Annotated in this window: 30 protein-coding genes; 14 read left to right on the forward strand and 16 right to left on the reverse strand. The window is 32.0% G+C overall.

All coding sequences use genetic code 11. The features are described from left to right. Position 1 precedes the first annotated feature (1 nt). From ACTPNM_RS02090 to ACTPNM_RS02145, 12 genes are all read left to right on the forward strand, one after another. Positions 2 to 301: a hypothetical protein gene (locus ACTPNM_RS02090; protein WP_440120404.1), complete on the forward strand. Its 300-nt coding sequence runs from the start codon at positions 2 to 4 to the stop codon at positions 299 to 301. After that, positions 294 to 1,112: a hypothetical protein gene (locus tag ACTPNM_RS02095; RefSeq protein WP_440120406.1), complete on the forward strand. Its 819-nt coding sequence runs from the start codon at positions 294 to 296 to the stop codon at positions 1,110 to 1,112. Before ACTPNM_RS02090 ends, ACTPNM_RS02095 begins: the two co-directional genes overlap by 8 nt. Continuing rightward, entirely contained in the window at positions 1,096 to 1,251 is a 156-nt protein-coding gene (locus ACTPNM_RS02100; RefSeq protein WP_167712653.1) for a hypothetical protein, read from the forward strand. Before ACTPNM_RS02095 ends, ACTPNM_RS02100 begins: the two co-directional genes overlap by 17 nt. A 34-nt stretch (positions 1,252 to 1,285) precedes the next feature. Continuing rightward, a complete protein-coding gene (locus ACTPNM_RS02105; protein ID WP_440120408.1) occupies positions 1,286 to 1,864 on the forward strand; it encodes a hypothetical protein in 579 nt (192 codons plus the stop codon). 23 nt (positions 1,865 to 1,887) lie between these two features. Next, on the forward strand, positions 1,888 to 2,367 hold the full coding sequence (locus ACTPNM_RS02110; protein ID WP_440120409.1) for a carboxypeptidase-like regulatory domain-containing protein: 480 nt from the start codon (positions 1,888 to 1,890) through the stop codon (positions 2,365 to 2,367). 77 nt (positions 2,368 to 2,444) lie between these two features. Then, complete coding sequence (locus ACTPNM_RS02115; protein WP_440120411.1) at positions 2,445 to 2,714, forward strand: hypothetical protein; 270 nt, start codon at positions 2,445 to 2,447, stop codon at positions 2,712 to 2,714. Beyond that, entirely contained in the window at positions 2,698 to 3,192 is a 495-nt protein-coding gene (locus ACTPNM_RS02120; protein WP_440120412.1) for a hypothetical protein, read from the forward strand. The genes ACTPNM_RS02115 and ACTPNM_RS02120 overlap by 17 nt, the downstream gene beginning before the upstream one ends. A gap of 8 nt (positions 3,193 to 3,200) precedes the next feature. Next, entirely contained in the window at positions 3,201 to 3,683 is a 483-nt protein-coding gene (locus tag ACTPNM_RS02125) for a hypothetical protein (RefSeq protein WP_440120413.1), read from the forward strand. 24 nt (positions 3,684 to 3,707) lie between these two features. Continuing rightward, on the forward strand, positions 3,708 to 4,334 hold the full coding sequence (locus tag ACTPNM_RS02130; RefSeq protein ID WP_440120414.1) for a glycoside hydrolase family 108 protein: 627 nt from the start codon (positions 3,708 to 3,710) through the stop codon (positions 4,332 to 4,334). Positions 4,335 to 4,354: 20 nt separating this feature from the next. Continuing rightward, a complete protein-coding gene (locus ACTPNM_RS02135) occupies positions 4,355 to 4,792 on the forward strand; it encodes a hypothetical protein (protein WP_121145973.1) in 438 nt (145 codons plus the stop codon). Positions 4,793 to 4,926: 134 nt separating this feature from the next. Beyond that, the gene (locus tag ACTPNM_RS02140) at positions 4,927 to 6,756 is read left to right on the forward strand and encodes an ArdC family protein (protein ID WP_440120417.1); all 1,830 of its coding nucleotides are present in this window, start codon (positions 4,927 to 4,929) and stop codon (positions 6,754 to 6,756) included. An 85-nt stretch (positions 6,757 to 6,841) separates the two neighbouring features. Next, complete coding sequence (locus tag ACTPNM_RS02145; RefSeq protein ID WP_440120419.1) at positions 6,842 to 7,465, forward strand: JAB domain-containing protein; 624 nt, start codon at positions 6,842 to 6,844, stop codon at positions 7,463 to 7,465. 11 nt (positions 7,466 to 7,476) lie between these two features. Here the strand turns inward: ACTPNM_RS02145 and ACTPNM_RS02150 are convergent, their stop codons facing one another. The 11 genes from ACTPNM_RS02150 to ACTPNM_RS02200 form a co-directional block, all read right to left on the reverse strand. After that, positions 7,477 to 8,778 carry an HlyD family secretion protein gene (locus tag ACTPNM_RS02150; RefSeq protein WP_440120421.1) on the reverse strand — a complete coding sequence of 434 codons (1,302 nt, stop codon included), beginning with the start codon at positions 8,776 to 8,778 and terminating at the stop codon, positions 7,477 to 7,479. Between the two features lies 1 nt (position 8,779). Then, a complete protein-coding gene (locus tag ACTPNM_RS02155; RefSeq protein WP_440120422.1) occupies positions 8,780 to 10,975 on the reverse strand; it encodes a peptidase domain-containing ABC transporter in 2,196 nt (731 codons plus the stop codon). A gap of 8 nt (positions 10,976 to 10,983) precedes the next feature. Then, entirely contained in the window at positions 10,984 to 12,054 is a 1,071-nt protein-coding gene (gene gwsS, locus ACTPNM_RS02160; RefSeq protein WP_440120423.1) for a grasp-with-spasm system SPASM domain peptide maturase, read from the reverse strand. Continuing rightward, on the reverse strand, positions 12,047 to 12,271 hold the full coding sequence (locus ACTPNM_RS02165) for a hypothetical protein (RefSeq protein WP_440120424.1): 225 nt from the start codon (positions 12,269 to 12,271) through the stop codon (positions 12,047 to 12,049). Before ACTPNM_RS02165 ends, gwsS begins: the two co-directional genes overlap by 8 nt. Further along, positions 12,268 to 13,227, reverse strand: coding sequence for a grasp-with-spasm system ATP-grasp peptide maturase (gene gwsG / locus ACTPNM_RS02170; RefSeq protein ID WP_440120425.1), 960 nt, complete (start codon positions 13,225 to 13,227; stop codon positions 12,268 to 12,270). Before gwsG ends, ACTPNM_RS02165 begins: the two co-directional genes overlap by 4 nt. Positions 13,228 to 13,233: 6 nt before the next feature. Next, positions 13,234 to 13,938, reverse strand: coding sequence for a hypothetical protein (locus ACTPNM_RS02175; RefSeq protein WP_440120426.1), 705 nt, complete (start codon positions 13,936 to 13,938; stop codon positions 13,234 to 13,236). A 276-nt stretch (positions 13,939 to 14,214) separates the two neighbouring features. After that, entirely contained in the window at positions 14,215 to 14,415 is a 201-nt protein-coding gene (locus tag ACTPNM_RS02180) for a hypothetical protein (RefSeq protein WP_440120428.1), read from the reverse strand. Between the two features lie 169 nt (positions 14,416 to 14,584). Further along, positions 14,585 to 15,139, reverse strand: a complete 555-nt coding sequence (locus ACTPNM_RS02185; RefSeq protein WP_440120430.1) for a hypothetical protein — start codon at positions 15,137 to 15,139, stop codon at positions 14,585 to 14,587. 459 nt (positions 15,140 to 15,598) lie between these two features. Next, positions 15,599 to 15,778: a hypothetical protein gene (locus tag ACTPNM_RS02190; RefSeq protein ID WP_440120432.1), complete on the reverse strand. Its 180-nt coding sequence runs from the start codon at positions 15,776 to 15,778 to the stop codon at positions 15,599 to 15,601. Between the two features lie 23 nt (positions 15,779 to 15,801). Beyond that, positions 15,802 to 15,993, reverse strand: a complete 192-nt coding sequence (locus ACTPNM_RS02195) for a hypothetical protein (protein WP_440120433.1) — start codon at positions 15,991 to 15,993, stop codon at positions 15,802 to 15,804. Positions 15,994 to 16,043: 50 nt separating this feature from the next. Then, complete coding sequence (locus tag ACTPNM_RS02200; protein ID WP_440120434.1) at positions 16,044 to 16,232, reverse strand: hypothetical protein; 189 nt, start codon at positions 16,230 to 16,232, stop codon at positions 16,044 to 16,046. Positions 16,233 to 16,393: 161 nt separating this feature from the next. Between ACTPNM_RS02200 and ACTPNM_RS02205 the strand changes: the two genes are divergently transcribed. Beyond that, positions 16,394 to 17,926, forward strand: a complete 1,533-nt coding sequence (locus ACTPNM_RS02205) for a vitamin K epoxide reductase family protein (RefSeq protein WP_440120435.1) — start codon at positions 16,394 to 16,396, stop codon at positions 17,924 to 17,926. Positions 17,927 to 17,933: 7 nt separating this feature from the next. On the opposite strand, the gene ACTPNM_RS02210 is transcribed toward ACTPNM_RS02205, so the two are convergent. After that, the gene (locus ACTPNM_RS02210; RefSeq protein WP_440120436.1) at positions 17,934 to 19,199 is read right to left on the reverse strand and encodes a tyrosine-type recombinase/integrase; all 1,266 of its coding nucleotides are present in this window, start codon (positions 19,197 to 19,199) and stop codon (positions 17,934 to 17,936) included. A gap of 458 nt (positions 19,200 to 19,657) precedes the next feature. Here ACTPNM_RS02210 and ACTPNM_RS02215 point away from each other — a divergent pair, with 458 nt between their 5' ends. Then, on the forward strand, positions 19,658 to 20,851 hold the full coding sequence (locus ACTPNM_RS02215; RefSeq protein WP_440120437.1) for a hypothetical protein: 1,194 nt from the start codon (positions 19,658 to 19,660) through the stop codon (positions 20,849 to 20,851). A gap of 140 nt (positions 20,852 to 20,991) precedes the next feature. Here ACTPNM_RS02215 and ACTPNM_RS02220 read toward each other — a convergent pair whose 3' ends face one another. From ACTPNM_RS02220 to ACTPNM_RS02235, 4 genes are read right to left on the reverse strand one after another with little or no spacing between them, the layout of a single operon-like run. Beyond that, positions 20,992 to 22,104, reverse strand: coding sequence for an NTP transferase domain-containing protein (locus tag ACTPNM_RS02220; RefSeq protein WP_440120438.1), 1,113 nt, complete (start codon positions 22,102 to 22,104; stop codon positions 20,992 to 20,994). Continuing rightward, a complete protein-coding gene (moaC, locus tag ACTPNM_RS02225) occupies positions 22,097 to 22,573 on the reverse strand; it encodes a cyclic pyranopterin monophosphate synthase MoaC (RefSeq protein WP_440120439.1) in 477 nt (158 codons plus the stop codon). Before moaC ends, ACTPNM_RS02220 begins: the two co-directional genes overlap by 8 nt. Before the next feature lie 25 nt (positions 22,574 to 22,598). Next, positions 22,599 to 22,955, reverse strand: coding sequence for a four helix bundle protein (locus ACTPNM_RS02230; protein ID WP_440120441.1), 357 nt, complete (start codon positions 22,953 to 22,955; stop codon positions 22,599 to 22,601). Between the two features lie 34 nt (positions 22,956 to 22,989). Beyond that, positions 22,990 to 24,186, reverse strand: coding sequence for a molybdopterin molybdotransferase MoeA (locus ACTPNM_RS02235; protein ID WP_440120443.1), 1,197 nt, complete (start codon positions 24,184 to 24,186; stop codon positions 22,990 to 22,992). Positions 24,187 to 24,206: the final 20 nt, after the last annotated feature.

Consider the following 24,206-nt stretch of genomic DNA (forward strand, 5'->3'; position numbering starts at 1 on the left):
AATGAAGACCCTATACCACAGCGAACAGTTTACCGATGATTTTGAGATAAACTTTTCCGAGAAGAACGATTGCAAAGGCGTTGTAAAGCTTGAAATACACCCACACGAGCTAAGCGTTCCTTTACTTATCAAAGACGGTTCAGGACAGCGAATCACTGCCCAAGCCCCTTTTATCATAGACACCAATCACCCAATTGTAGACGGCTTGATACGCTTTGAGTTTTCAGAATACCCAGCACTCACAGCCGTGCAAACAACACCTTTTAAAAAAGCCATAGTAAGGTATTTATATTGTGAATAATCAATTATCGAACATCGTAGAAAACCACCTACAAGGAGGAAGCAATCATGTTATCAAGGTATCGAGTAACGGCGTAAAACTTGTCAAGTCTACTTCGGCACAGAAGTACGCCTTTACCTTAGAAGACATTGAAAGCAAATACGGTTCGATAGCCCAATTTTTACAAGCCTTACCCGAAAAAGGATTTAGCGGAACGGTGGTCTTTACCCTACAAAAAACCTATACCAAAGATGGCAAAACCACCTATCACACGCTACAAACACTCACAGAAAAATTAACCCAAGATATGAATGCTACCGACCCCACCACTGCCTTTTTAGGAGCGCCAGAGCTGATGGCAAAGATGGTACAAGCAGAACGTTCGGCAGACTATAAAGAGCAAGTACAAGAGCTAAAAGAAACCGTCAAAGACCTGCGCTCTCGCAATCGAGTATTAGAAGAAACCAACAGCTCACTCACCATTAAGTTAGAGACGGCAAAAGAACGAGAAGAACTCAGAGTCGAGCGAGAACTACTGAAGAAAAAAAGCTTTTTAGAAACGCCCGCCTTTGAAAAGACGATGGAAACCTTGGGCGGGATGCTTCCTAAAATCTTAGAAGCTTCAGGAAGTAATGCCGTAGGACACCCGAGTCAGTTAGCAAGCCCGAATGTTTCCCCCATACAAAAAGCCTTTGTACAAAAGCTTTCCACTGCCACCGACGAACAAGTGATGTTTTTTAACTATTTGCTTGACAACTGGCAAGAAGATTTAATCACACAAGTAGCACAGATTATCGAACAACAACAAGAACACCATGAAGATACAAACTAAAAAAGAAGCCATTGCCCAATTAGAAAAATTACCAGAAAAAGTATTGATACGCCTAGCAGAGCTATCCAGTCATAAAGAAGCACAAAGCTACTTTGCATGTCCGATAAAATACGGCGCAGTCAAGAGCTTTTTAAGGTAGAAAGCAACAACAAGATACAGGAGAAAAAAAAGCGATGAAAAAGAAAACAAGTGTATCGAAAATAGCCACCCGAAACAACGCTAAAAAAGCGGTAAGCAAAGCCAATGAAGCCAGTGCCTTTTTACTAGCCAACAAACCGCTACTGCTAGTAGCAGGCGGAAGTGTCGTAGCATATTTCCTATACAAAAGACTCAAACAATCAGCCGATGCGGTAACCGAAGTTTTTCAAGACGTAGCAAACGACCATATCGAAGCAGACCTACACGTCAATACAGGAAAGCTAAGCATCAATAAAGAACAAGCGAAGGTTTTAGCCAAGTCCTTACTAGATGCTTTTAACGACACCGCTTTTGGACTTCCTGCCACCGATGAAGCCAAAGTACAACAAGTCTTTGATAAACTACAAACAGGCGATGACTTTAGACTCGTGTATAAAATCTTTGGCAGAAGAAAACGCATGGGAGGCAAAACCCCAACGGTATGGCTCGATAAAAAGCTTGCAGACGATTACGATTTAATCTACTGGCTCAAAGCAGAGATTTCAGAGACGTGGGATAGGCAATTATACCACCAAATCAAACAACGAGTACAAAGCGCAGATATGCCCTTTTAAATAAAAAAAAATGAAAAAGAACAATGGAAGCAAGTTTACCAATTTACGGGTTGGCATGTCCCGACACCCAACAAGCCCAAGAAGAATTTGACACGAAAAAAAATTGCGGATGTACGATGAATACAACAGCACAACAATTAATCAGCGGAATCATTATCAACGGAAGCACAGGAAAACCCTTTGAAGCAGGGCTTGTCAATGTGTACAATACCCAAACCAAAAAAGGAACGACACCCGATGCAAACGGAGCATTTCAATTGTATGCCAGTCCTACCGATGTGATACACATTTCCTTTGTGGGCTATGATACCCTACAAATAGCAGCCTCAAAACTACCTGCCACCATCACGTTGCAGGAAAGCTCGGAACTACTATCAGAAGTAGTGATAACCGCTAATAAGAAAGGAGATAACAACTATATCTATGCCAGTATGGGACTGTTAGGTTTACTGTTTGTGTATGCGATTGCCAAGGATAAGAAAAAGAATAAAACAACGACCTAATGGAATTTATACTCATGCACTGGGAAAAAATCACAGGCATTTTAGGGCTAGTTTTTTCCTTTTTCGCAGGCTTTAAAATGCGGAAGATACGCCACCAAGAAGCCAAAAACCTAGCCTTAGAAAGACGTTACAAAGCCGATTTACAAAAGCTAGAGAATTACAAACGAGCCTTTGACATCAATGCAGAAATGATAGAAAGCATTAAAAGTGATTTTATGGCTCGTATCGGTTCACTACATCAGTATATCGAACAATTGGAACACATGAACACAAAGCTACACAGCATTGTAGCCAAGCAACAACAAGAACTCGACAAATACATCACAAAATATGGAAAAGACATTTAAAATACTCAGTATTGTTTTACTACTACTGATTATAGGATGTGGGACAACCAAACACAGTAAGACCCACACTTTAGAAACCCAAGTGGATAGTGTCTATGTACAGAAAGACAGCGTACAGCACATCACTATCAATAGCGCTATTCAAGACAAAATATTTATAAAGGTTGCCACTGGAGATACCCTACTAGATAGCCTTGTGAATCAAAAATTACAACACTTTGCCAGTAGCAAACAAAGCGGTACAAACAGTTATAGCGTTCGTTACGATACCCAAGCCCAAGGATTTGAGATACGCAGTACCATAGGCGCTACCAAGGAGGTTGTAACCAAACAGCGGGATAGTACATTAACGAGTCAGTACAAAAAGAAAAAACAAGAGCGAAAAGAGCAAACCACAACACACCGATTGCCCATGTGGGTTTGGGTACTGCTCTTAGTGCTTGCAGGCATGGTCTATGGAATCGTCAAAACAACCTAAAACCACGAATGAACACAAGAAAACTATGGGTCGTTGGAGCAGGTATAGGCTTAATAACCCTAACTGCTTTTATTAGCCAAAAGAAAGCCCAACTGACCCGTATTATAGAACAATTACAGTTTCGTGTTTCAGGAATTAGAAATGTGCAGCTCTCATGGCAACACATTGCCTTAGAACTAGATATACAAATACGAAACCCAACAAAGGAACATTTGAACATCAATACAGGGTTTATAAGTGCAAAAGAGCTACGAGTGTATGAAAAGAAGACAGGGAAACAATTAGCCTTTACCAAGCTAAACACTCACAAAATTAGTATTCCTAGTGGCGGTATGTACCAGTTACCACCCACGCACATTAACCTGCCAGTACTCACTGTAGGACAATTGGTTTTTGAGGAGCTTCAAAAAAAGCAACAGGACTTTATAAAGGCGTTGCGTTTTGAACTGGACGTAGCCACTTTAGGGAACACACGAACCGTACAATTTTAAAAAAGAAGAAAAAGAAAAAAGAAAATGGCAAGCTATGAACTATTCAAACCCTCTTTAGAACAAGCAGAGGGCGGGTATCAAAACCTAAAAAATGACAAAGGAAACTACAACTCAAAAAAAGAACGAGTCGGAACCAATCACGGAATCTCCGCTAAATTCTACGAAAAGATACTAGGCAGACCTCCAAGCATCAGCGATATGAAAAGCCTTACCAAAGTAGAAGCCCATATCCTTTTTAAAAATGAGTTTTGGGACAAAATGCGAGCCGATAGCATCCGTAGTCAAGCAGTGGCAGAAATGATAGTCGACCATGCGATAAACGCCAATCCAAGAGTAACCGCAGGTATCGTGCAACGCTCTTTAAACCGATACTTTGGCAAAAACCTACAGGTAGATTATGTCATAGGATTTAACACTATCAAAGCCATTAACTCGGTAGATGCCAAACAGCTCTTTGAGCGGATAGGAAAAGAACGTCTCGCCTATTACAAACGCTTAAAAGACTACCAATACTTCGCAACGAGCTGGACAGGGAGAGTGTTTGCACTAGCCCATAAGTTTGGTGTTGACCTCAAAAAAAAAGGTAGCACCGCTACTAGGAAGTATTGCAGGCATAGCCCTTATCAGCTATGTGATATATACAAAAGCTAAAAAGAAAAAGAAAAAATAAGATGAATACCATACAAAAATTTCAAGCCTTAGACGGCAAAGAAGTTAGCCGAAGTACTTTAGAAAGATTAGTAACACAGGCAAAAAAAGAAAACAATACGGAGGTTATTTATAGAGTCTCAAAAATCTTAAACGACCACCCTAAATACACGACGTTTAACATTTCAGTCAAACGATATGCAACAGGACTGAACGCACCAAGGCATACAGGAGCATACAAAGAAGCCTTAACCAGTTGCGGACGTTTGCGCAAAGGATGGCGTTTTATCAAAGGACGTGTAGTCAAAGCAAGCGCCAAAGTACCCAAACCTACTCGAAAAGGATTGGCAGCCCCAAAAAGAAAAGAGGGATTGACTGCTAGTGGGCGTTTGAAAAAAGGCTATAAATATGCAAAAGGAGGTAGGATTGTAAAAGCTACCTCAAAAAAAAAAGTGCTGTAGCGCCTGTCACTAAAACCCAACAACCTGCTGAAAATATCCCCTTGGAATTTTTAGCAGGTTTAGACTTCATTCAGGAAGAAGACACCAACACCAAAGGGCTGAATGCCCCTGTACGTCCCGACCAAATCTATCAGATGATTACGGACAAGCTTATCAGTGCTATCAAGAGCGCTAAAGGAACACCAAAATTGGGATGGGATGATACCTTTTTAGAAAAAGGCGGGTATCTATCGCCTGTGAGCTTTGCCTCTAAAAAAGCCTATAGAGGCATTAATATCATACTACTAAAAAAAGGCAATCCTTTTGGAGCGTATCAGAACCCTTATTTCTTAACCTTTAAGCAAATACAGGAAGCAAAAGGAAAACTCAAAAAAGGTGCTAAAGGATTAGAAGTAATCTACTTTACCCGCTTGTATAAATTTTCAGATGCTCAAAAAGGACTCGAATACGCCACCTATAACAAACAAAAAATGCAAGACTTTTTACAATCGAAAGGCTATGATACGAGTCATTTTGATTTTCTCGTACAGACCATTCCTATTTTAAAATACTACACGGTGTTCAATGGAGCAGATATTGAGGGTATTGATTTTGGATTGAATAAACTAACCGCTTTAGAAAAAGCACGCTTAGGTTTTGTTGCACCAAGTACCCCTCACAATACGGAAGAAAAGAACCCGATAGCAGAACTTATCATTCAACACTTTCCGAAAGACAGTGCAAAGATAGCACACGGATTTAAAGGAGCGAGTTACAATGTAGCACAAGACAAAGTAAAAATGCCTAAGTACGAAGCCTTTTATCAGAGTGTAGACTACTACAGTACGCTATTCCATGAAATGATACACAGTACAGGACACCCAAGCCGATTGAACCGTCCTTTTGGAAAACGCTTTGGCGATGTGGTCTATGCCAAAGAAGAACTCATAGCAGAATTTGGAGCGGTGTTTTTATCCGCACAAGCAGGGATTTTATGGAAGACACAAGCAAACCATGCGGACTACCTAAAAAACTGGCAATTGGCGTTGCAATTTATGCAAGAAGATACAAAGCTTTTAATGCGTGCAGCTAGTGAGGCACAAAAAGCAGTGGATTATCTCTTACAAGTGGATACCAACAAAGAACCCAAGTTTTACAAAGCACTGGTAAAAACCAGTCAAAAAGCAAGCCCAAAATCAACGAAAACACCTGCTTTAAACAGACCCATCAAAAGAGCATCAAAGCCTCAACCCAAAAACAATATACCAGGGAATCTCAATACAAACTCGGTAGCTTACAAACGAAAGCAACTACGACATAGAACCTTTGAGTATTACCAAATTGAGGATGCCGTACTAGCGAGCTTTTTAGGAAAGTTAGAGATAAAAACCAAAGAAAGTTTGGTGATTACCCTAGCAGGGAAACGAGGTTCAAGCAAAACACACTTTGCCTTTAAGTTTATCAATGTACTAGCTCAAAAATACAAGGTCGGTCATGCCTCTATGGAAGAACACCCTGAAAGTGCGTTGTATTGGGACAAAGCAGATATGTATTTTAACGAAGTAGCAGAACGAAACTTGTCCAATCCTGATATTGAAAACTTAGACCAATTAGATAAGCTGATTAGAGAAAACGATGTGATTGTGATTGATAGTTTTGCTAAGTTAAAGGAACTGGATAGTAAATTTGAAATCGACAAAGACTTACGAAAGAAATACGACGGGAAATTGTTTTTTATCATCTTCCAACAAACGGCAGATGGGAAGATGAGAGGAGGCTCAAAAAGTGGCTTTGATGGAGATTGTATTTTCTTTACTGAGAAAACAAATCATTACAAGACTAACTTTATTTACACGGATAAAAACCGTTATCAAGATAAACCACTCGATGAGTTGAAATACAATATTTATTCAGGGAAACTCGACCCGATTGTGTCTGAAGAAGTAGGCACAGAAAATGTGATGCCGAAAGAAGTGGAATTTTAGGATATATCCCGCAAGATGATTTACAATTGTTTTGCGGGATTTTTTGTACTAAGAGTTAATAAAATAAAACCTTACTTTTGTTTTTATGGATATAAAATTGACAGAAGCGGAAAAAATAAAAATTCTAAATTCAGATGATATTTACGGAATCATGCAAAAGGTATTACTCCGTGAAAGTAAGATAGACCAAAACAGGGAGCATTTTTGGATTATAGGATTGGAAAACAACAACCGTATTCTTTTTATAGAACTGATAAGTTTAGGGACAGTCAATGCAACCTTGGTGGAGCCTATGGAGGTCTTTAGTCTTGCACTACAAAAAAGAGCTGTGAAAATTGTGTTATGTCATAACCACCCAAGTGGAGAGTTAACACCATCCGACAATGATAAGAATTTAACCGATAGGTTGATACAAGTAGGTATTATAGTCAATACCCATGTAATAGACCATTTAATTATTTCTGATAAGAGTTATATGAGTTTTAAAAATATAGGTCTTTTAGAGGAATTAGAAAAAAGCAAAAGATATGTTCCTAAATATGTTTTAGAAGAACAGATAAAAAAGGAAATGTCGAAAATAATCGAAAAGAATAGAAATATTGAAATAGCTAAACAGTTAAAAAGAAAAGGAGTCGATAATGAAACGATTGTTTTTGCTACTGGTTTAACTATAGAGGAAGTGGAGAAACTACGAGTGAAGCGATTGTAAATATGTATTCATTAAGCTCTATTTAAAACTTGTCTGAATTGGTAGAAGAAACGCTCTATCAAACGTAAATCTTCAGTGATGATTTCTGCTGTTCCACGCATTTCGTGTTTAAACTCTATTGTTTTATCATAAGAAGTAACTAACTTTTTAGGAAGTAGCACATCTATTGTATAAAAGCCCTCTTTATCAGGAATCATAGAAATATTATTGACTGTTCCTTTTAAAACACCAAACTCATAATCAGGGTAGTTTTGTAGTTTTACATTTACTAGTTGTCCAATAGCTATTTTTCCAGAGTTATGAGAAGGAGTTTTTAGCTTAGCTATATAGGCTGAATATTGAGAAGGAATAATAGTAAAAACCAAGTCACCCTGTGTTACCGTTTGATTTTCATTCCAATAATTCAAAAAAGAAACAGTTCCGTTTACTTTAGATATAAAAGCATATTGTAATTCCCAATCTTTAATAGCTTTCTTTAATAAATTAAAAGATTGAATAGTATTTTTTAATAAGGTCATTTCTTCACGAATACGAGTGATTTCAGTTCCTTTAGAGGTTTTATTACTGTTGGCAATTGCTTCACGTAATTGAGAGATTGAAGAACTCATGTTTTGATAATTGCGCTCTGCTTGTAAATAATCTAATTGTTTAGTTTCATAATCTTTTGCAGAAATTACACCTTTTTCAAATAAAGATTGACTTCTATCTAAGTCTTTCTTTTTAAAACCTAATTCAGCTTTGTTTATTTTTTTTTGAGATTTAAGGTTTTGTAGCCTTCTTCTTAGTTCAGATGTAGTAATGCTGTTAGCAATTGCTTCATTTGAGTAGGGTTGCAACTGCTTGTTTAAAATGTATTGTATATAGCTATTCTCAAAATTAGCATAGGCATTTTCTATATCTCCAAGAAATAAAAGAGGCATTTTTTCAAGAGGATAAGAAAAGCTATCCTTTTTCAAGGTAATAGTATCTAAAATAGACTTCAGAAAAAACACATCTTCATAATTAGCTGTATTTTCGATAAGAGCAATAGGGCTACCCTCTGTGATTTGCTGATTGTCTTTTACTAAAATAGTATCTATTTTCCCTGTAACTCTAGCAAATGCTTTTTGAGGAGGAATTTTTGTAGTTATCGTAGCTTCTGAAGTAATAATATCTGGATACTTGATAAACCAAGATAAAAGTAAGAGCATTAGAATTAATACTAAAAATAAAGAATTTCCCCAACGAATCATCCAATGAGGTACTTTAGTAAGTATTTCTTGTACTTCTTCACTTCGTAATTCTATATTATCTAAATGATTATTTTCTGGCATTTTATTTTCCTAATTCTAATTGGTTTTTTACCAAATGATAGTAATTTCCTTTTTCCTGAATTAAAGTATCATGATTTCCAACTTCTGCAATTTTTCCTTTATCTAAGACAACAATTTGATGTGCATTTTTCACAGTACTTAGTCTGTGTGCAATAACAACTACTGTTTTATTATTGAAAAATGTATTGAGTTTTTCCATGATGACTTTTTCATTGTTGGCATCCAAAGCAGAAGTTGCTTCATCAAAAAATAAAAAGTTAGGGTTTTTATAGACTGCTCTAGCAATAAATAAACGTTGTTTTTGACCCGTACTTAATCCAATACCTTCATTTCCAATTTTTGTATTATATGATAATGGTAACTCTTCAATAAACTCCTGAATATTAGCGACATCAACGGCATGAGCTAACTTCTTTTTATCAATGTAATCATCACCAATTGCAATGTTATTAGCAATAGTGTCATTAAAAATATATCCTTCTTGCATAACAACTCCGCATTCACCTCTCCATTTTTTCTGAGATATATTTTTAAAATCGTGTTTTCCTAGTTTTATTTCTCCAGAGTCAGGATTATAAAACTTTAATAATAATTTCATTAGGGTAGTCTTACCACTTCCACTAACCCCTACAATGGCAGTGATTTTATTTGTAGGAATATGTAAGTTTATTTTTTTGAGCACTTTTTTTTGAGTGCCAATGTATCTAAAAGAAACTTTTTTTAGGTCTAAGTTTAAGCTTGTATTAAAGTCTGTGATGAGTTCTTTATTAAGTGGCTCTTCATCTTCTTTCTCATGGATTTCTGATAAACGTTCTAAAGAAATTTTGGCATCCTGAATTTCACGCATGAAATCAATTAGTTGTGAAATAGGGGAGTTTAATTGTCCTACAATGTAGCTAATGGCTAGCATCATACCTAAAGTAATTTCTCCATCAATAACCAATTTAGCTGATAAGATTGTTATAAGAATGTTTTTTAATTCATTAATGAAATCTGAACCAACATTTTGGTATTGTTCTAGCGCAAGACCTTCAACTGAGACTTTAAATAGTCTAGCTTGTAAATACTCCCAAGACCAGCGTTTTTTCTTTTCAGCATTGTGTAGTTTTATTTCTTGCATTCCATTTACAAGTTCTATAACTTTACTTTGTTCCTCACTAAGTTCAGAAAAACGTTTGTAGTCTAAAGTTTTTCTTTTTTTTAAAAAAAGAGTAATCCAGAAAAAATAACAAAAACTACCAACTAGAAATATTGCAAAAATTTGGATATTGTAATAAGCTAATACAAAGCTAAATACAAGTAGGTTTACTGTTGAAAATAAAACGTTTAAAGAAGATGTTGTTAAAATCCTTTCAATTCGCTCATGGTCGCTAATACGTTGTAAAATATCTCCTGTCATTCTAGTGTCGAAAAAAGAAATAGGGAGATTCATTAGCTTAATAAAAAAGTCTGAAATTAACGAGATATTTATACGAGAACTTAAATGTAATAATATCCAACTCCTTACAACTTCAATAGCAGTTCTACCAAAAAATAGAGCTAATTGAGCGAATAGAATTAAATAAATAAAATGAATATCTTGGTTTTTAATGCCTACATCAACAATACTTTGGGTTAAGAAAGGGAAAATTAATTGCAATAAACTACCAGCTAATAAACCTATAGCTAACTGCACTAAAAATTTCTTATAAGGAAATAAATATTTTGCAAGAAAAGAAATACCAAGCCTTTCTTTATTATTATTGAAATCAACATCGTAAAATTTTGGAGTTGGTTCTAATAATAAAGCTATTCCCTCTCTAGTAGTCTCTTTAGCATTATTACCTATCCAAAACTTCAAAAATTCCTCTTTAGAATATGTTATTAAACCATAAGAAGGGTCTGATATATGAAATAAAGTTCCTTTGTTAGATATTTTATATAAGACCACAAAATGTTCTTTATTCCAATGTAAAATACAAGGTAAGGGAGCTTCAAGTAGTTTTTTCAAGGTTAGTTTTACACCTAATGACTTAAACCCTATTTTTTCTGAAGCACTGCTAATTCCTAAAAGAGTACTACCATCCCTCGTTGTTTCACTTAATCTACGTATGTGTTGAACTGGAATGTTTTTTTTATAAAATTTCGAAATTATTCTAATACAAGTAGGACCGCAGTCTTTTTCTTCTGCTTGCTTATATACAGGAAACTTACTCAATTGATTATTTAGATTATTTCAGTTAGACCATAATTTTCAATAGCCACTTTTTTTAGTTGGTTTTCACTCCATTTTTCCCACTTATTAGTGTATGGGTTATAACCACATTTTATAGGCTTTGAAAAGTTATCTTTAGAGTCTTCTATATATGCTCTACAATCTGTACAGACATACCTAAACTCACAATCTTTACAGATGCTGATTTGATCTTTCTTTATAGACCAAATTTGTCTAAACTTTTCACTCTCTACAACTTTTTTTAAAGTGGTATTTTTAATGCTACCATAATCGTTTGTCATAGATGGGCAATTTTTAATTAAACCTTCTTTATCTACAGAAACTTTCCTATTTAAGCAAGAGTTATAGTTTTTAGACTCGGTAAAGGTTTTTAGGTTAATAGAAAAGTATTTTGGAGATATTATTCCACAATGTAATTCTGAGTTTACTTTTTGTTTAGTGTATATTAAATATTTATTTCCTAAGTCTATTATGTCTTCAAAAGTTGAAGAATGCACAACACACTGATTTACCCTAGGATAGCTAGATATAATATCTATAAGCCTATCTTTATTAGTCCATTCAGAAACTTCTAAATAAACCTCTACAGAAGCAATAATAGACTCTTTCTCTTTGAGGTAGCTTAAAATTGAAGTTAGTTTTTCTTCCTCAATTTTTGAAAAAAAGCGTATTTGGATAGATTTACACTTTAACTCATCAAGTTGATTTAATACATTTATTATGTCATAACTTGATTTTGAGTGATAATCAACTATAGCATTTGAGATTTTATGAGGGAAGTCCCAATCCATGTTCAATTTAGGAAATCTTTCAGGGTGTTCAGTAAAAAACACACAGTCTTTTTCTTCAAGAAATTGAAAATAACTATCTATTATATCGTCATATTTGTTATTATACGCCTTTTTAATATCTTCAACTGTCTTTCCTAAATGATTTTCTAATAATTCATATAAACTATTAGGGATGTAATGCATTTGTTGTAATTGCAAATCACATATAACAGAGCGTGAAGCTCCTTTAACTAAAATACAATTACTGTATAAGGCTGTCTTTTTAGTCAAAATCAATTATTTTTGAAATTGGAGAAAAATGTTTTTCTGAAGTGAGTATTTTTCCATTATACAAACTAATGTCTATTCCTTGTGAGTTTTCGCTATTCTCAGATGTTATTACATTTTGTTCAAAAGTAAAATGAGTTAAAAGCTGATAGTTTACAGGAAGACTTTCTAATTCTTTTTTCAAAAAACCTTTATAAAAAGGAAGTTCATTTATTTTCATATTAATTCTTTTGCTATTTCTCTTTCAATATAATAATTACAAGGTGTAGAAACCATACCAAATTGACCATTAGGGTTGACTTCTAAAAAATAGAAATCATTATTTCTATCTACTAACATATCAATAGACCCGGTATCTAAGCCCATATTAACCATGAATTTATTTAACTTTTCCTCTATGCTCTTAGGTAATTGGTAAGGAACAGTCCTATTCGGTTTGGAATCATCATACTTTCTAACATCTATTTTTGTTTGCAAGTTATTTTGTGAGAAAATAGCCATAGAATAAAATTTTTCTTTTAAATAAAAAATTCTTAGTTCATATAATTTTTCTATACTTTCTTGAAACAAACTTGGAAAAAAAGTATCAGGTAATGATTGGATAAATTCACTAGATACTAACTCTGTATATCCTTCTAATGAAATATTATCGAAAGTAAATGATGGTGAGGCACTAATCCCTTTCGTTATAAGATTGTTATCACAATTTTTCTTGCGTAAAAGTAGGTCTTCTTTAGAAGAAGTAATAAAGGTTTTAGGGATTCTCAAGCCTACCTTTTGGGCATGTTTTAACTGTGCAAGCTTTTGGTCTTTAACTTGGTATGAACCTAAAGATTTTACTTTATTATTAACGAAGATTTGAGTAAAAAAGCGGATAATTTCAATCCACTCACTATCTAGGTGACTATAAATTAAGTATTCTAAATCTTTATTGTTATTGTTAATTGAATAGTCGTTGGCAAGATAACCTCTTCGATACCAAAAAGAAGTTATATTTTTAGAGCTTATAAACTCTTCTCTAAATTGAAAAATTATTTCTTCTTTTTGATAATCTATAGAAGCAATTTTTAAATCATTCTTGTTGGCTCTTATAATATTTAAGGAATTAAAGCACCAATCTATAACAGTATTTGTACTTGCATCTATATCTTCTGAAATAATTAAGGTTGTTTTCATTCAAAACTAGTTGCAATAATATGTTGATTTACGTTTTTGATAATAATCTTTTATTGGTTCAAAACCAATTTTTTTTCTTTTTTGTTCTGCGCGATCACAATCACAAATAGATTCATTTAAATATGTTCCGTATTCAAAACACTGCTTTATACTTTTTTTTCCAGTTAAAGAATCTTTTTCGATAGTTATTTTACTGGATGTATAATCTAATATTCTTGCATAATGGTAAGGGTACATTTCACCATTTAAAACAGCATCTAGCATATAAGGTTCTAATACTTTTATCTGTTCTTTTTTAAAATGAAGTAGCATTAGAGAAATATTACCCGTAACATCATATTTTCCTTTGGGTGTATTCTCTCCTATTATAGAAAAACCGGGCCATTTCTTTATATTTTTTATTATACTAAAAAGTTTTTTGTAATTTGAATCATCAGTTATACGAGATTTTTTACTTCCTCCAAATATAGCCCCTCTTGACGATTGATCTTTTTTTATCATATTATCAATCTCTTTATATAAAGGATAATTAATATTTTCGGTGTATTCTTTTCTAAGGTTTTTGTAATCTTTTTTTAAAATTCCCCAAAAGGTTGATTTTTTATAATGGACTAAATTTTTTTTAATTCTCTTGAAAATTAAACCTTTTTTAATTGCTCTTCTTAAATAAGCATCAACTTCTTCATTTTTCTTTATTTTATCTGAGTTCATTGCAGCTAAAAAAAGGTCTTCTTTAAAAGGTTTATCAACTAGGGCGAAAGCTTTTTTATATAGTGAGTCGGATAAAACAAATTTATTTTCTAATGTAAATAATTCGGCCTTATTGATAACCTCGTAGTACTTCAAAAAATCTTGAGAATAAATATTCTTCGAAAGAATTAAAAAAAATAATAAAATTGTATTTCTCATGTCGATTATAAATTTTAAAGCACCAAGATAGTTTTTAGCAAACTACTTTGGTGCTTATATGGTTTTTAAAAAGAAACTTTACTCACACCTAGAATCGTCTTTTAATTTCTTTTTAATAGTCATTCCAGAGTTATTGTCAACGATTTTTAGACAAACTGAATTACCATTATAACCATCTTGTTTTTCAAACCTTCTAGTGCGACCACCAGCTATCTGATTCATTGATTGTTTTGATACTTGAAAGCTTTCAAAGCTCTCCATTTTACTTAAATTTTCCATATTATATTGGATTTAAAATTAAACATACATTTTTAGTGTAGCTATTTTCCAAATAAAATTTATTTTTTTTACCAAAAAGTTGATTTTGAAAATTCATAGCATTATTCATTTTCTTTCATTCAATAGCTACTCAAAACTACAAAAAAGAATTACATGAGCTAAGAAAATTTTATTTTTTACAATTGTAATTCAGTTCTTTTTTTCTGTAAAAGTCTTTCAACGACTCTAAGCCAATTTTCTTTCGTTCTTTATTAGCAATTTCACAATCGCAAATCAATTCTTTTGTAAATGTGCCATATAAAGTACAAAGTTTATATTTTTTTACTCTTTTATTTCCTTCAATTTCAACTACTTTATTTTTTAATCTATAATCAATTATTCTCGCATACTGATAAGGATACATTTCTCCATTCAAAACAGCTTTTCTCATGTAAGGTTCAATTATCTTTATTTGTTCTTTTTTAAAATGTAGAGGCATAATTGCAATAGTACCTAGTAAATCAAAATCATACTTTCCCTTCGGAGAAATTTCACCTATGGTAGTAAAACCAGGCCATTTGTTTCCATTTTCTTTTATAATTTCAATCAATCTTTTGTAATTTTGATTGTCAGTTTTATTCATCTCACTTGCGCTTCCAAAAATAGGTTTTCTAGATTTTTGATCAATACAAACCATTTTTTCAATTTCTTTTCTTAGAGAAACATCAATAGTGTTTAAATGCATCTCTCTTATGGCTTTATATTTTTTTAACAAGACAGTATATTCTTTTGATTTAAAAAAATGTTTAAGATTTTTCTTTTTCTTTTTAATTCTCTTCAAAGTAAGTCCACTTTGGATACCTTTGACTAAATACTCGAAACTGTTTTTAGTATTCTTTAACTTGTCAGAATTTATAGCGGCTAATAGGTAATCTTCTTTAAAAGGTTTTTGAACTAAAGAAAATGCTTTTTGATATAATGAGTCAGATTTGAGGTATTTATTTTCTAAATGAGAGATTTCAGCATCATTGATTGTATAATAATAGCTTAAAAACTCCTGAGAATAAAAATTAAATGTACAGCAGAGAAATAAAATTAATATTTTATATTTAGTGTTGATAATTTGATAATTTGATAAAGGAAGCTTTAATTATAATTTATATGAATTAAAGCTTCATAAAATGATTTTTAAATAATAAATAAGTTAATCGCACTTTCCTTCGTAGCGATCTTTGACTTTGAATTTACTATAACCTGCGTAATCAATAAACTTTGCGCAGTCTCCATTAGGTCTTCTAATAAACTCTTTTGAACGTTGACCATTAATCTCGTTCATTCCTAATTTGGAAATCTCAAAACTTTTGAAGCTCTCCAATTTTTCCATTTCTTTCATAATCAAAATTAATTTTACCAGCAATGGCGGTTAAAACGCTCTTTATGCTTTTTCTTTATGGTACCTCCTTGATCTATTACTTTCAAACAGATTCCAGTTCCTTCTTCTTTTTCAAAACTTTTTGAGCGTCCTCCAGTAACTTGATTCATTGATTGTTTTGATACTTGAAAGCTTTTAAAGCTTTTTATTTGAGATAAGTTCTCCATAATATATAAATTAAAAATTATTTTTTTTAGATTTAGCGTATGTATAAAAATTAACATTTACCTTCATACCGATCTTTTACTTTTACTCTTATTTCTGTTCCACTATTATTATCAGTTACTTTTGTACACTTTCCAGCCATTTCTTGAAAGACTTTAGTACGTCCACCAGCAACTTGGTTCATTACCTGTTTTGAAACCTGAAAGCTTTCAAAGCTTTCGACTTTACTTAAATTTTCCATATTATATTGGATTTAAAATTAAACTTACATTTTTAGTGTAGCTATTTTCCAAATAAAATTTAAAAATCTATTATTTTTACCAAAAAGTTGATTTTGAAAACTCATAGCAATATTCATTTTCTTTCATTCAATAGCTACTCAAAACTACAAAAAACAATTACATGAAAAAAGAAAAATTTATTTTTTTAACAGAAATATTAAGAAGACTTTCTGTTTCGGTAAGAAAAGAAGAAATAAAAAAACGACTTGGAACTTATTATTATGAGCCTAATTTAAATGAATTCTCTAATATTTTTAATACTTGGGGTATTAAGAATTTATTAGTAGAAATTCCGTTAGAAATGGTTGAGAAAGCTCCTAAACCTATGTTATCTTTAACTAATGATAAAGAATATTTTTTTATATGGGAGAAAAAAAACGAGAATTATGTATGCTTCTTCTCTAACGAATCAAAATACAAAACGATAAGTAAAGAAGAACTGTTAAGTATTTGGAGTGGCTTTTCTATTATACTTGAAGCTAATGAAGATTCAGGAGAAATAAATGAAGAAATAAAGATTAAAGAGGGAAAAAAAATTGACATCATAAAGGGGTTAATTATAACTAGTTTTTTTTCTTGTATTATTTTAAGCCTTTTATATATAAATAAAAATGATATATTTTTCTTTATAATCTCTATTTTTGGGTTTTCGTTTTCATCTTATTTATTATTAAGAGAACATTCTTTTTTTACACAAGAGGGGTTTGATATTTGCAAAATTGGGAAAAAATTTGATTGTGATAAAGTTGTCTCATCTAAAGATAGTAAACTATTAGGGTTCTCACTATCAGAGATAAGTATAGTTTTTTTTCTATTTCTTATAGTAAACACATTAATAAATAGACAAGATAACTCTGTACAATTTGTTTTACCACTTATATACATGTCAGCCTTAAGTATTTTTTATTCATTATATCAACAATTGAGGCTAAGAACTTATTGTATTATGTGTCTTTCAATTGTGTTAGTTTTAAGTTCTCTTATTCTTTTTTCTTACGAAAGGTTTGCGTTGAGCTTTGTTATTCCTAATATAGAAGTTTTGTTTTCATTGGCTATTTCTATTTTAGTTACGAGTTTGGTAATAAACAACTTACTGTTAAATGAGAAATCTAAAAAGTTTTCATATCGTTTAGATTCATTTTTCAATTCTCCTATAACCTCATTTGGGTTTGTTAATAGTGATATTGGAAATAAGATGTTTGAAAATGAAATTGTAATAGGAGAAAATACTGCTGACTTTGAAATTATATTGTTTATGAACCCTGAATGCAAAAGGTGTAAAGCTATTTTAAAAAATTTATCAAGATTGTTTTTAGAGTTTGAAAACTCCATACAGTTGAGAGTTTTGTATTCGGGAGTAACTGACAGTAATTTTAAAAGTAAAATAATGTTCTTTGAACTATTCAAATCTATGGAAGCTTTGACTCAAAAAGAGAAACTCTTTTTCTTAAAGAATAACTTAAATTTTGCTACAAAAAAGAAAGAACTTCCTAAAAAGGTTGATGAATCATTAACAAAACAAAGCGAGTGGTCAAATGAACTCAACCTAGATGGAACACCCGCTATTATATTAAATGGGGTCATATTGCCTTCTTTTTTTGGAATTGAAGAATTATCTCAACTTTTAAGGAGAATAATAAGTTTTAGTCATTAATAAAAAACTAAAATATAACAGTATAATTTTCTGTATAATCGTCAGGTAGAGAAGCTCCAATGTCTCTTAAATAATTTTCTAATCCACTTAATGATTTATGCCTTGTTATAGTCATTAACCTATGTTTAGCCTGCAAATCAGTTAATCCCTGTTTCTTAAAAGAAGTAAAGAGTATTTTTGCTGCTGTGTGTCTTGCTGAATAGATACTATGGTTGTCATTTAGGTTAATCTCTTTTCCTATATCATCTTTTAACTTCTTGAAGCGTCTACTAAAAAACTCATTTTTAGAAGACTCTTTTTTTACATCCCATTTTCCTGGGGTTTCTTTTTTGGTAAATAGAAAATCATCAGGATTATAGTTTTCTAAATTCATTTTTTGAAAAACCTCTTTTAAAGGTTCAATTATCAGAATATTTGCCCTTTCTGTTTTTGTCTCTGCAAATAATATAGTGTTGTTCTGTAAATCAATATCTTTTACCTTCAATCTACAAATTTCAACCGGTCGTATTAGAGCATAAATGACAAATTTCATGTATTGATAAAGGTATTTATCATTTTTTACAAGATAGTTTTTTATTGCTTCTAATTGTTGTATTGTGAAAGGTTGATTTTTTTCAGGCTTAGCTTTTAATGATGGAATATCTTTAACAAAGTTATAGCTTAAAATATCATCAGCCACTAATTGAGACAATAAAGAAGAAATAAGTCTTTTAAAGTTATTTCTAGTTGTGTTAGATGAAGTGTCTGAGATGTGGTTTAAAAAGACTATAATATGTCTTTTAGTAAGTTGGTCTATACCTTTATTGGTAAGTTTTTTTTCTGTCATCCACTTAACAAAGATGTTGTACATGCTAGAGTTTCCATGTTTTGTTTTTTCAGCCCAAACTTTATTTTTTTCATTTAAAGCTAACTCTAAAGCTTCTGATATAGTATAGCTTTTCTTGTCCAAAATTTCTTCCTGTTTTTCTTCAAAAGGGCTATAGCCTTCTTGAAGTAAACGAAGTCTAGCTTTCCTTAAAGCATTACCTATTCTTTTTCTTTCAGTTATGGTTTTAATCCTATTTAATCCTCGTTTTTCAATTATTTTATCCATAGCCCCAGTGAATGGATTTCTATAATAATACCATATATGCCACGGCTTATTTATATTAGGTTTATTAGTTCCTTTAATCTTTGGGATATAAAGCTTAGGTTCAGAAAACATTTTTTTAATTGAAATTACAGGTACTTTTGTAGGTACTTTTTCTTTGTCAAAGAAAATAAAATTTTTCATCATTTATGTTTTTAATTTATAAATGACTGATAAACATATTTATAATTGGTTTTGTGAAATTTTTGAAGGTTGTTCTATAAACGAAAAACATTATATTCAAAATCCGATGCTCGCAAGGGCGTGTGGGTTCGAGTCCCACCTTTGGTACAAATTTTAGAAAGCTGAGTTTTTAACTCGGCTTTTTTATTTTGAAATTATTCAATTTGTATAGAGTTTTTATTTAATGCTTCACGAGTTTCATAAAAAAACTTTTTAGGTAAATTTCATAAAAAATCCAATTAATAGGGTTCTGTTTGTTGTGGTTTTCTTTTTTAAGGAAACTGTTTTGTACTTAAAAACATGCTCAAGTTTTTATTCTATTTTAAAATATAATTTCTACATAGTTTTAATTTTTGGCATGTTACTTGGTAATATTTAACTGTGTATCAAAAAATGATAGACATTTAAAATCAGATCGTATGAAAAATTTTGTTTTACTACTTACTGGACTTTTACTAACGTCATTTACGATTAATGCATCAGAATCAGCCGCTTATGCTGGTGAAGGGTATTCCAATTATGGGAAATCATTCATTTTTACAGAAGCAGGTGTTGAATTTGCTGTGTATCCAGATGGTCAATTCGATTTCTATTTGAATGGTTCAAGAAGAGGAGTAAATGTTAATTTTAATGCTCCTGGAGTAAATATAAGTTTTAATTCAGGCTACAATTATGATCCATTTGTACAATATGATGATTATGGTGCGGTAGTTCAAATTGAAGATATTCCAATTTTTTATGATCATTATGGTAGAATAGTACAGGCAGGTGATGTGTTTATTAGATACAATCGCTGGGGAAGAGTATCTCGAGTTGGTGGGTTGTTTGTTCACTATAATAGTTATGGTAACTTCTTAAATTGTACTGGATATATCAACAGTTTTAATAGATATTATGTGTATAGACCTTTTCACAGATATTTTGCAGCCCCTGTAGTTGATAGGTGCGTGGTTTGGAATCGCCCATATAGAAGATTCTATTCTCCATATAGGTATTCGTATTCGGTATATAGAAACAATTATTATGATGGGTATTACAATAGGTCATATATAAACCGTAGTTATTATAGGCCAGGGAATAGTGTAAGAAATTTTAACAGAGGACGTAGGCTTACCAATGCGAGAAATGTGAATTTTAGATCGAAAGATCATAGAAGAACAATGTATCAAAGAAACGATCGTAACTATCGTAAAAATACAAGAGAGAATTCTAGAGTAGCAAATAATAGGGATTATAGTAGAAATAGATCTCGCACAGTAGCAAGAAATACTAGAACAGTTTCTAGAGAAAGAGGAAGTAATAATTCTATTTCAAGAAGAACTCCAAGTACGAGAGAAAGAAGCAGAAATAAGGTAGCTGAGAAATCAAATACTAGAACATCAAAATATAATAGACCTACAAGAACGTATAATAGATCTAAAAGAAATGTTCAAACAAAAAGTACACGAGGATATTCTAGAAATCGTTCTACAAGTGCAACAAATAGAAATCAAAGAAGTTATAAAAGTAGAGGGAATTCGTCAAGATCTAATACTAAAATAAATAGAAGTAGAAATTTTAATAGATCAAAAGAAAACGTTTCAAAATCAAGAGAGATTAGAAGCAGAAGATAAAATATAGTTTATTTATAAATGAAAAAAGCCACACTTTTTAAAGTGTGGCTTTTTAATACTTTAATTTTTATAAAATATAAATATGTTTTTTTTGAAGAAGAAAGACAAAAATGACGCCTACAGAGTTTAGAAAAAGAAACTTATAACTTTTTTATAAAACGAACAGCTTCTTTAAACTCTTCAGGAGTGTTAATGTTTCTAATAAGGTTATCATCAACTTCAATAATTTCTACATCAGAGTTAATTAACATTTTACGAGGGCAAGAATACCCTTGTGCTAAATACTGAAGTAGTTTTCCGTAAGCCTTTGGCTCGTAAATGGTAATTAATGGTTCAGGAAATTCTTTGTTTTTTCCTTTGATTGCTGTAGCAACTTTACTTGGGTTTCTTTTCTGTAAAAGTAAAGAGATAAGTTCGTTATTTACAAAAGGAACATCGGTTGCTAGCACTAACCAAGCTGTATTTGGGTTCTTTTGAAAAGCAGAACAGATACCTCCAAAAGGTCCTAAGTTAAAAAAGGTGTCGTGAATTTCATTTTCTTTTTCAGAAGGTTTTTGAACAGAAAAGAAAGTGTCTAAAGAACAGTTTTCTAACAACTCTTTAGCGTATTGTTTTTGAGGTTTTCCAAAATAACTTAATTCTGATTTGTCACTACCCATTCGAGTACTTTTTCCACCAACTAATACTAAACCTTTCACAGGAGCGATATATTCTTCAATCAAATTTTGAATATGCTGTGTAATTTCATCCACTTGGTCAATTGTGTAGCTAGTAATGTTTTTTATATGTGGAAAACGTTCTAGTAAACAATCAAAATAGGTTGAGTTTTCATTCAATAGAATTACAAACTGAATATTTGTTAATTGATCTAGTCGTTTTTTTACCGAGGCTTCTTTTTCATCATCTAAAATTAAAATTTGTTTTGATCCTTGGTAATGATTTCCATTAATGAACACAAAGTCATGATTGTAAAACTGTAAACGTTGTTCATATTTGTTTACAGAAGAAGTTGTGTTTAGTTGTAAATTTCCTTCATGATGAAAGGTGTATTCAGATACGGTGTTTTGCTCAACATCTTTAGCATGTGATGCATCAAAATATCCTAAGTTATAGTTTGATAATCTTTTTGAAACGTTATGAACTAAATCAGCGATAACCCCACACTTAGTTCCTAAAATAGCAACTTCGTTAGGCGCAAAATTATCATTATACTTCTTAACTAGATTCGTATGTTTAGTATGTTTTTTATCCATTTTTAATATCCGATTTACCACCAGTTTTCTCTACCAATTTCACTTCTTGAATCACCATTTTTTGACTGATAGCTTTACACATATCGTAAATGGTTAAACAAGTTGCAGAAGCTCCTGTAAGTGCTTCCATTTCTACTCCCGTTTTTCCTTCAATGGTTACTTTACAAAAAACCTCCACATGCTCATCGTCTACAATATTGATATCAATGTCCACACCATTGATTAACAAAGGATGGCACATTGGAATGATATCAGAAGTTTTTTTCACAGCTTGAATTCCGGCAATAATAGCAGTTTGAAAAACTGGTCCTTTTTTAGTGATGAGTTCATCGTTTTTAAAATGACTTATAATTTCTGAACCTAAAAACATGGTGGCTTTTGCAATGGCTGTACGTTTCGTGATTTTTTTATCAGAAACATTTACCATTTTAGGTTGGTTTTGTTCGTTTATGTGGGAAAAGTTGCTCACTTTTTTTAGTTTTTAATTTTAAGTTTTAAATCTTCGTTAAGCTTTGTTGTGATGTTTTTACAATTGCTGTTAATAGCCTAATTAGCTCGTGAATATCTGAAAGTATGTCTGTAACATTAATGTTTGTTAAATCACTTTCTTTTAATAAGCGCAACCAGTACTTAGTTTCTCTGGCTTCTTTTGAAGAAATAGACATTTTAGCAATAAAGTCTCTTTTGCTTTGGCCAGCCAGAGCCTCTTCTATATTTGCTCCAATTGAAGTTCCACTTCTTAATAGTTGTTTTGAAATTATAAACTCTTTTTCTTGCTGTAGCTTCTTGTATAAAGAAATTATTTTTAAAGAGAATTGAAAACTTTTATTTTGAACAATACTTTCCTTCATTTCAAATTTTTAACTCAAAACTAAACATTAATAATTAAAAATTCCGATATACTAGTATCGGAAAAACACTTCCTTTTTTAAATGTTACTTCTTCTGTCTTTGGTAGTTCGATAAAACCATCTACTTCTACTAAGCTAGCTAAATCCCCTGAACCATTTCCTTGTATTGGGGTGGCGTATACTTGTCCATTTTTTGAAGTCAAGTTTACTTGCATGAAACAGCTTAAGTTAGGTTTAAAAGTAATGTCTTTAGCTAAAATTGCTGTTTGTGTTTCTCGTTGTAAATCTAAAGACTTATAATACCAAGGATAAAAATACACCAAACAGTTTACAAAGGTTGAAACTGGATTCCCTGGAAAAGCGAACACATTGCAGTTGTCTGTAGTGCCAAACCAAAAAGGTTTACCAGGTCGTTGCGAAACTCTATGAAATAATTTTTGAGCGCCTAACTCATCTAAAACTTCAGGTAAAAAATCAAATTTACCTTTGCTTACAGCACCGCTAAATAACAGTACATCGTATTGTTTTAAATACGATTCAATTTTTTCTTTTAAAACTGATTTTTTATCAGTAATATGGGCTGTTTCTGCTGGGATTTTTAAATTGTTCAATAAGGAAACTAACGTGTATACATTACTTCTACGAATTTGGTGGTCTAACGGATTTTCATTTACATCAACCAATTCATCACCAGTAGAAACAATCATTACTTTAGGTTGTTTGGCAACTTTTACAGTAGCTTTACCTACAGTAGCCAGCACTCCAATTTCAGCAGCGGAGATTATAGTGTTCTTTTTTATTAGAATTGTACCTTTACTTTTATCGGAACCTTTTCTGTGAATATTCTGTCCTTCTTTGATCTCATCAACATTAACTGTAGCTATTTGTGTATTAATATCAATATCTTCATAACGAATTACCGTATCAGTATTGTTAGGTAATACAGCTCCTGTCATAACCTCATAACAGTTGGCTGCATTATCCAGTGTTTTTTGTGGACTTCCAGCAGCTTGGATTCCTTCTATTTTAAAATCGCGAATACCGTGCTCAAAAAAACGATAGTTGATTGCAATACCATCCATGGCCACTCGGTTGAAAGGAGGGAAATCTCTGTCAGCAACAATATCTTCTTTTAAAACCCTTCCAATAGCTTGTAAAAACGGAATTTCTTCAATTCCAAAATTTTGTGTGTTTTCTAAAATTATATGTTTAGCTTCTTGTACTGTAATCATTAATTAGGTTTAAATTTTTA

It is taken from the genome of Tenacibaculum sp. Ill (assembly GCF_051938915.1).
GTDB lineage: Bacteria > Bacteroidota > Bacteroidia > Flavobacteriales > Flavobacteriaceae > Polaribacter > Polaribacter larymnensis.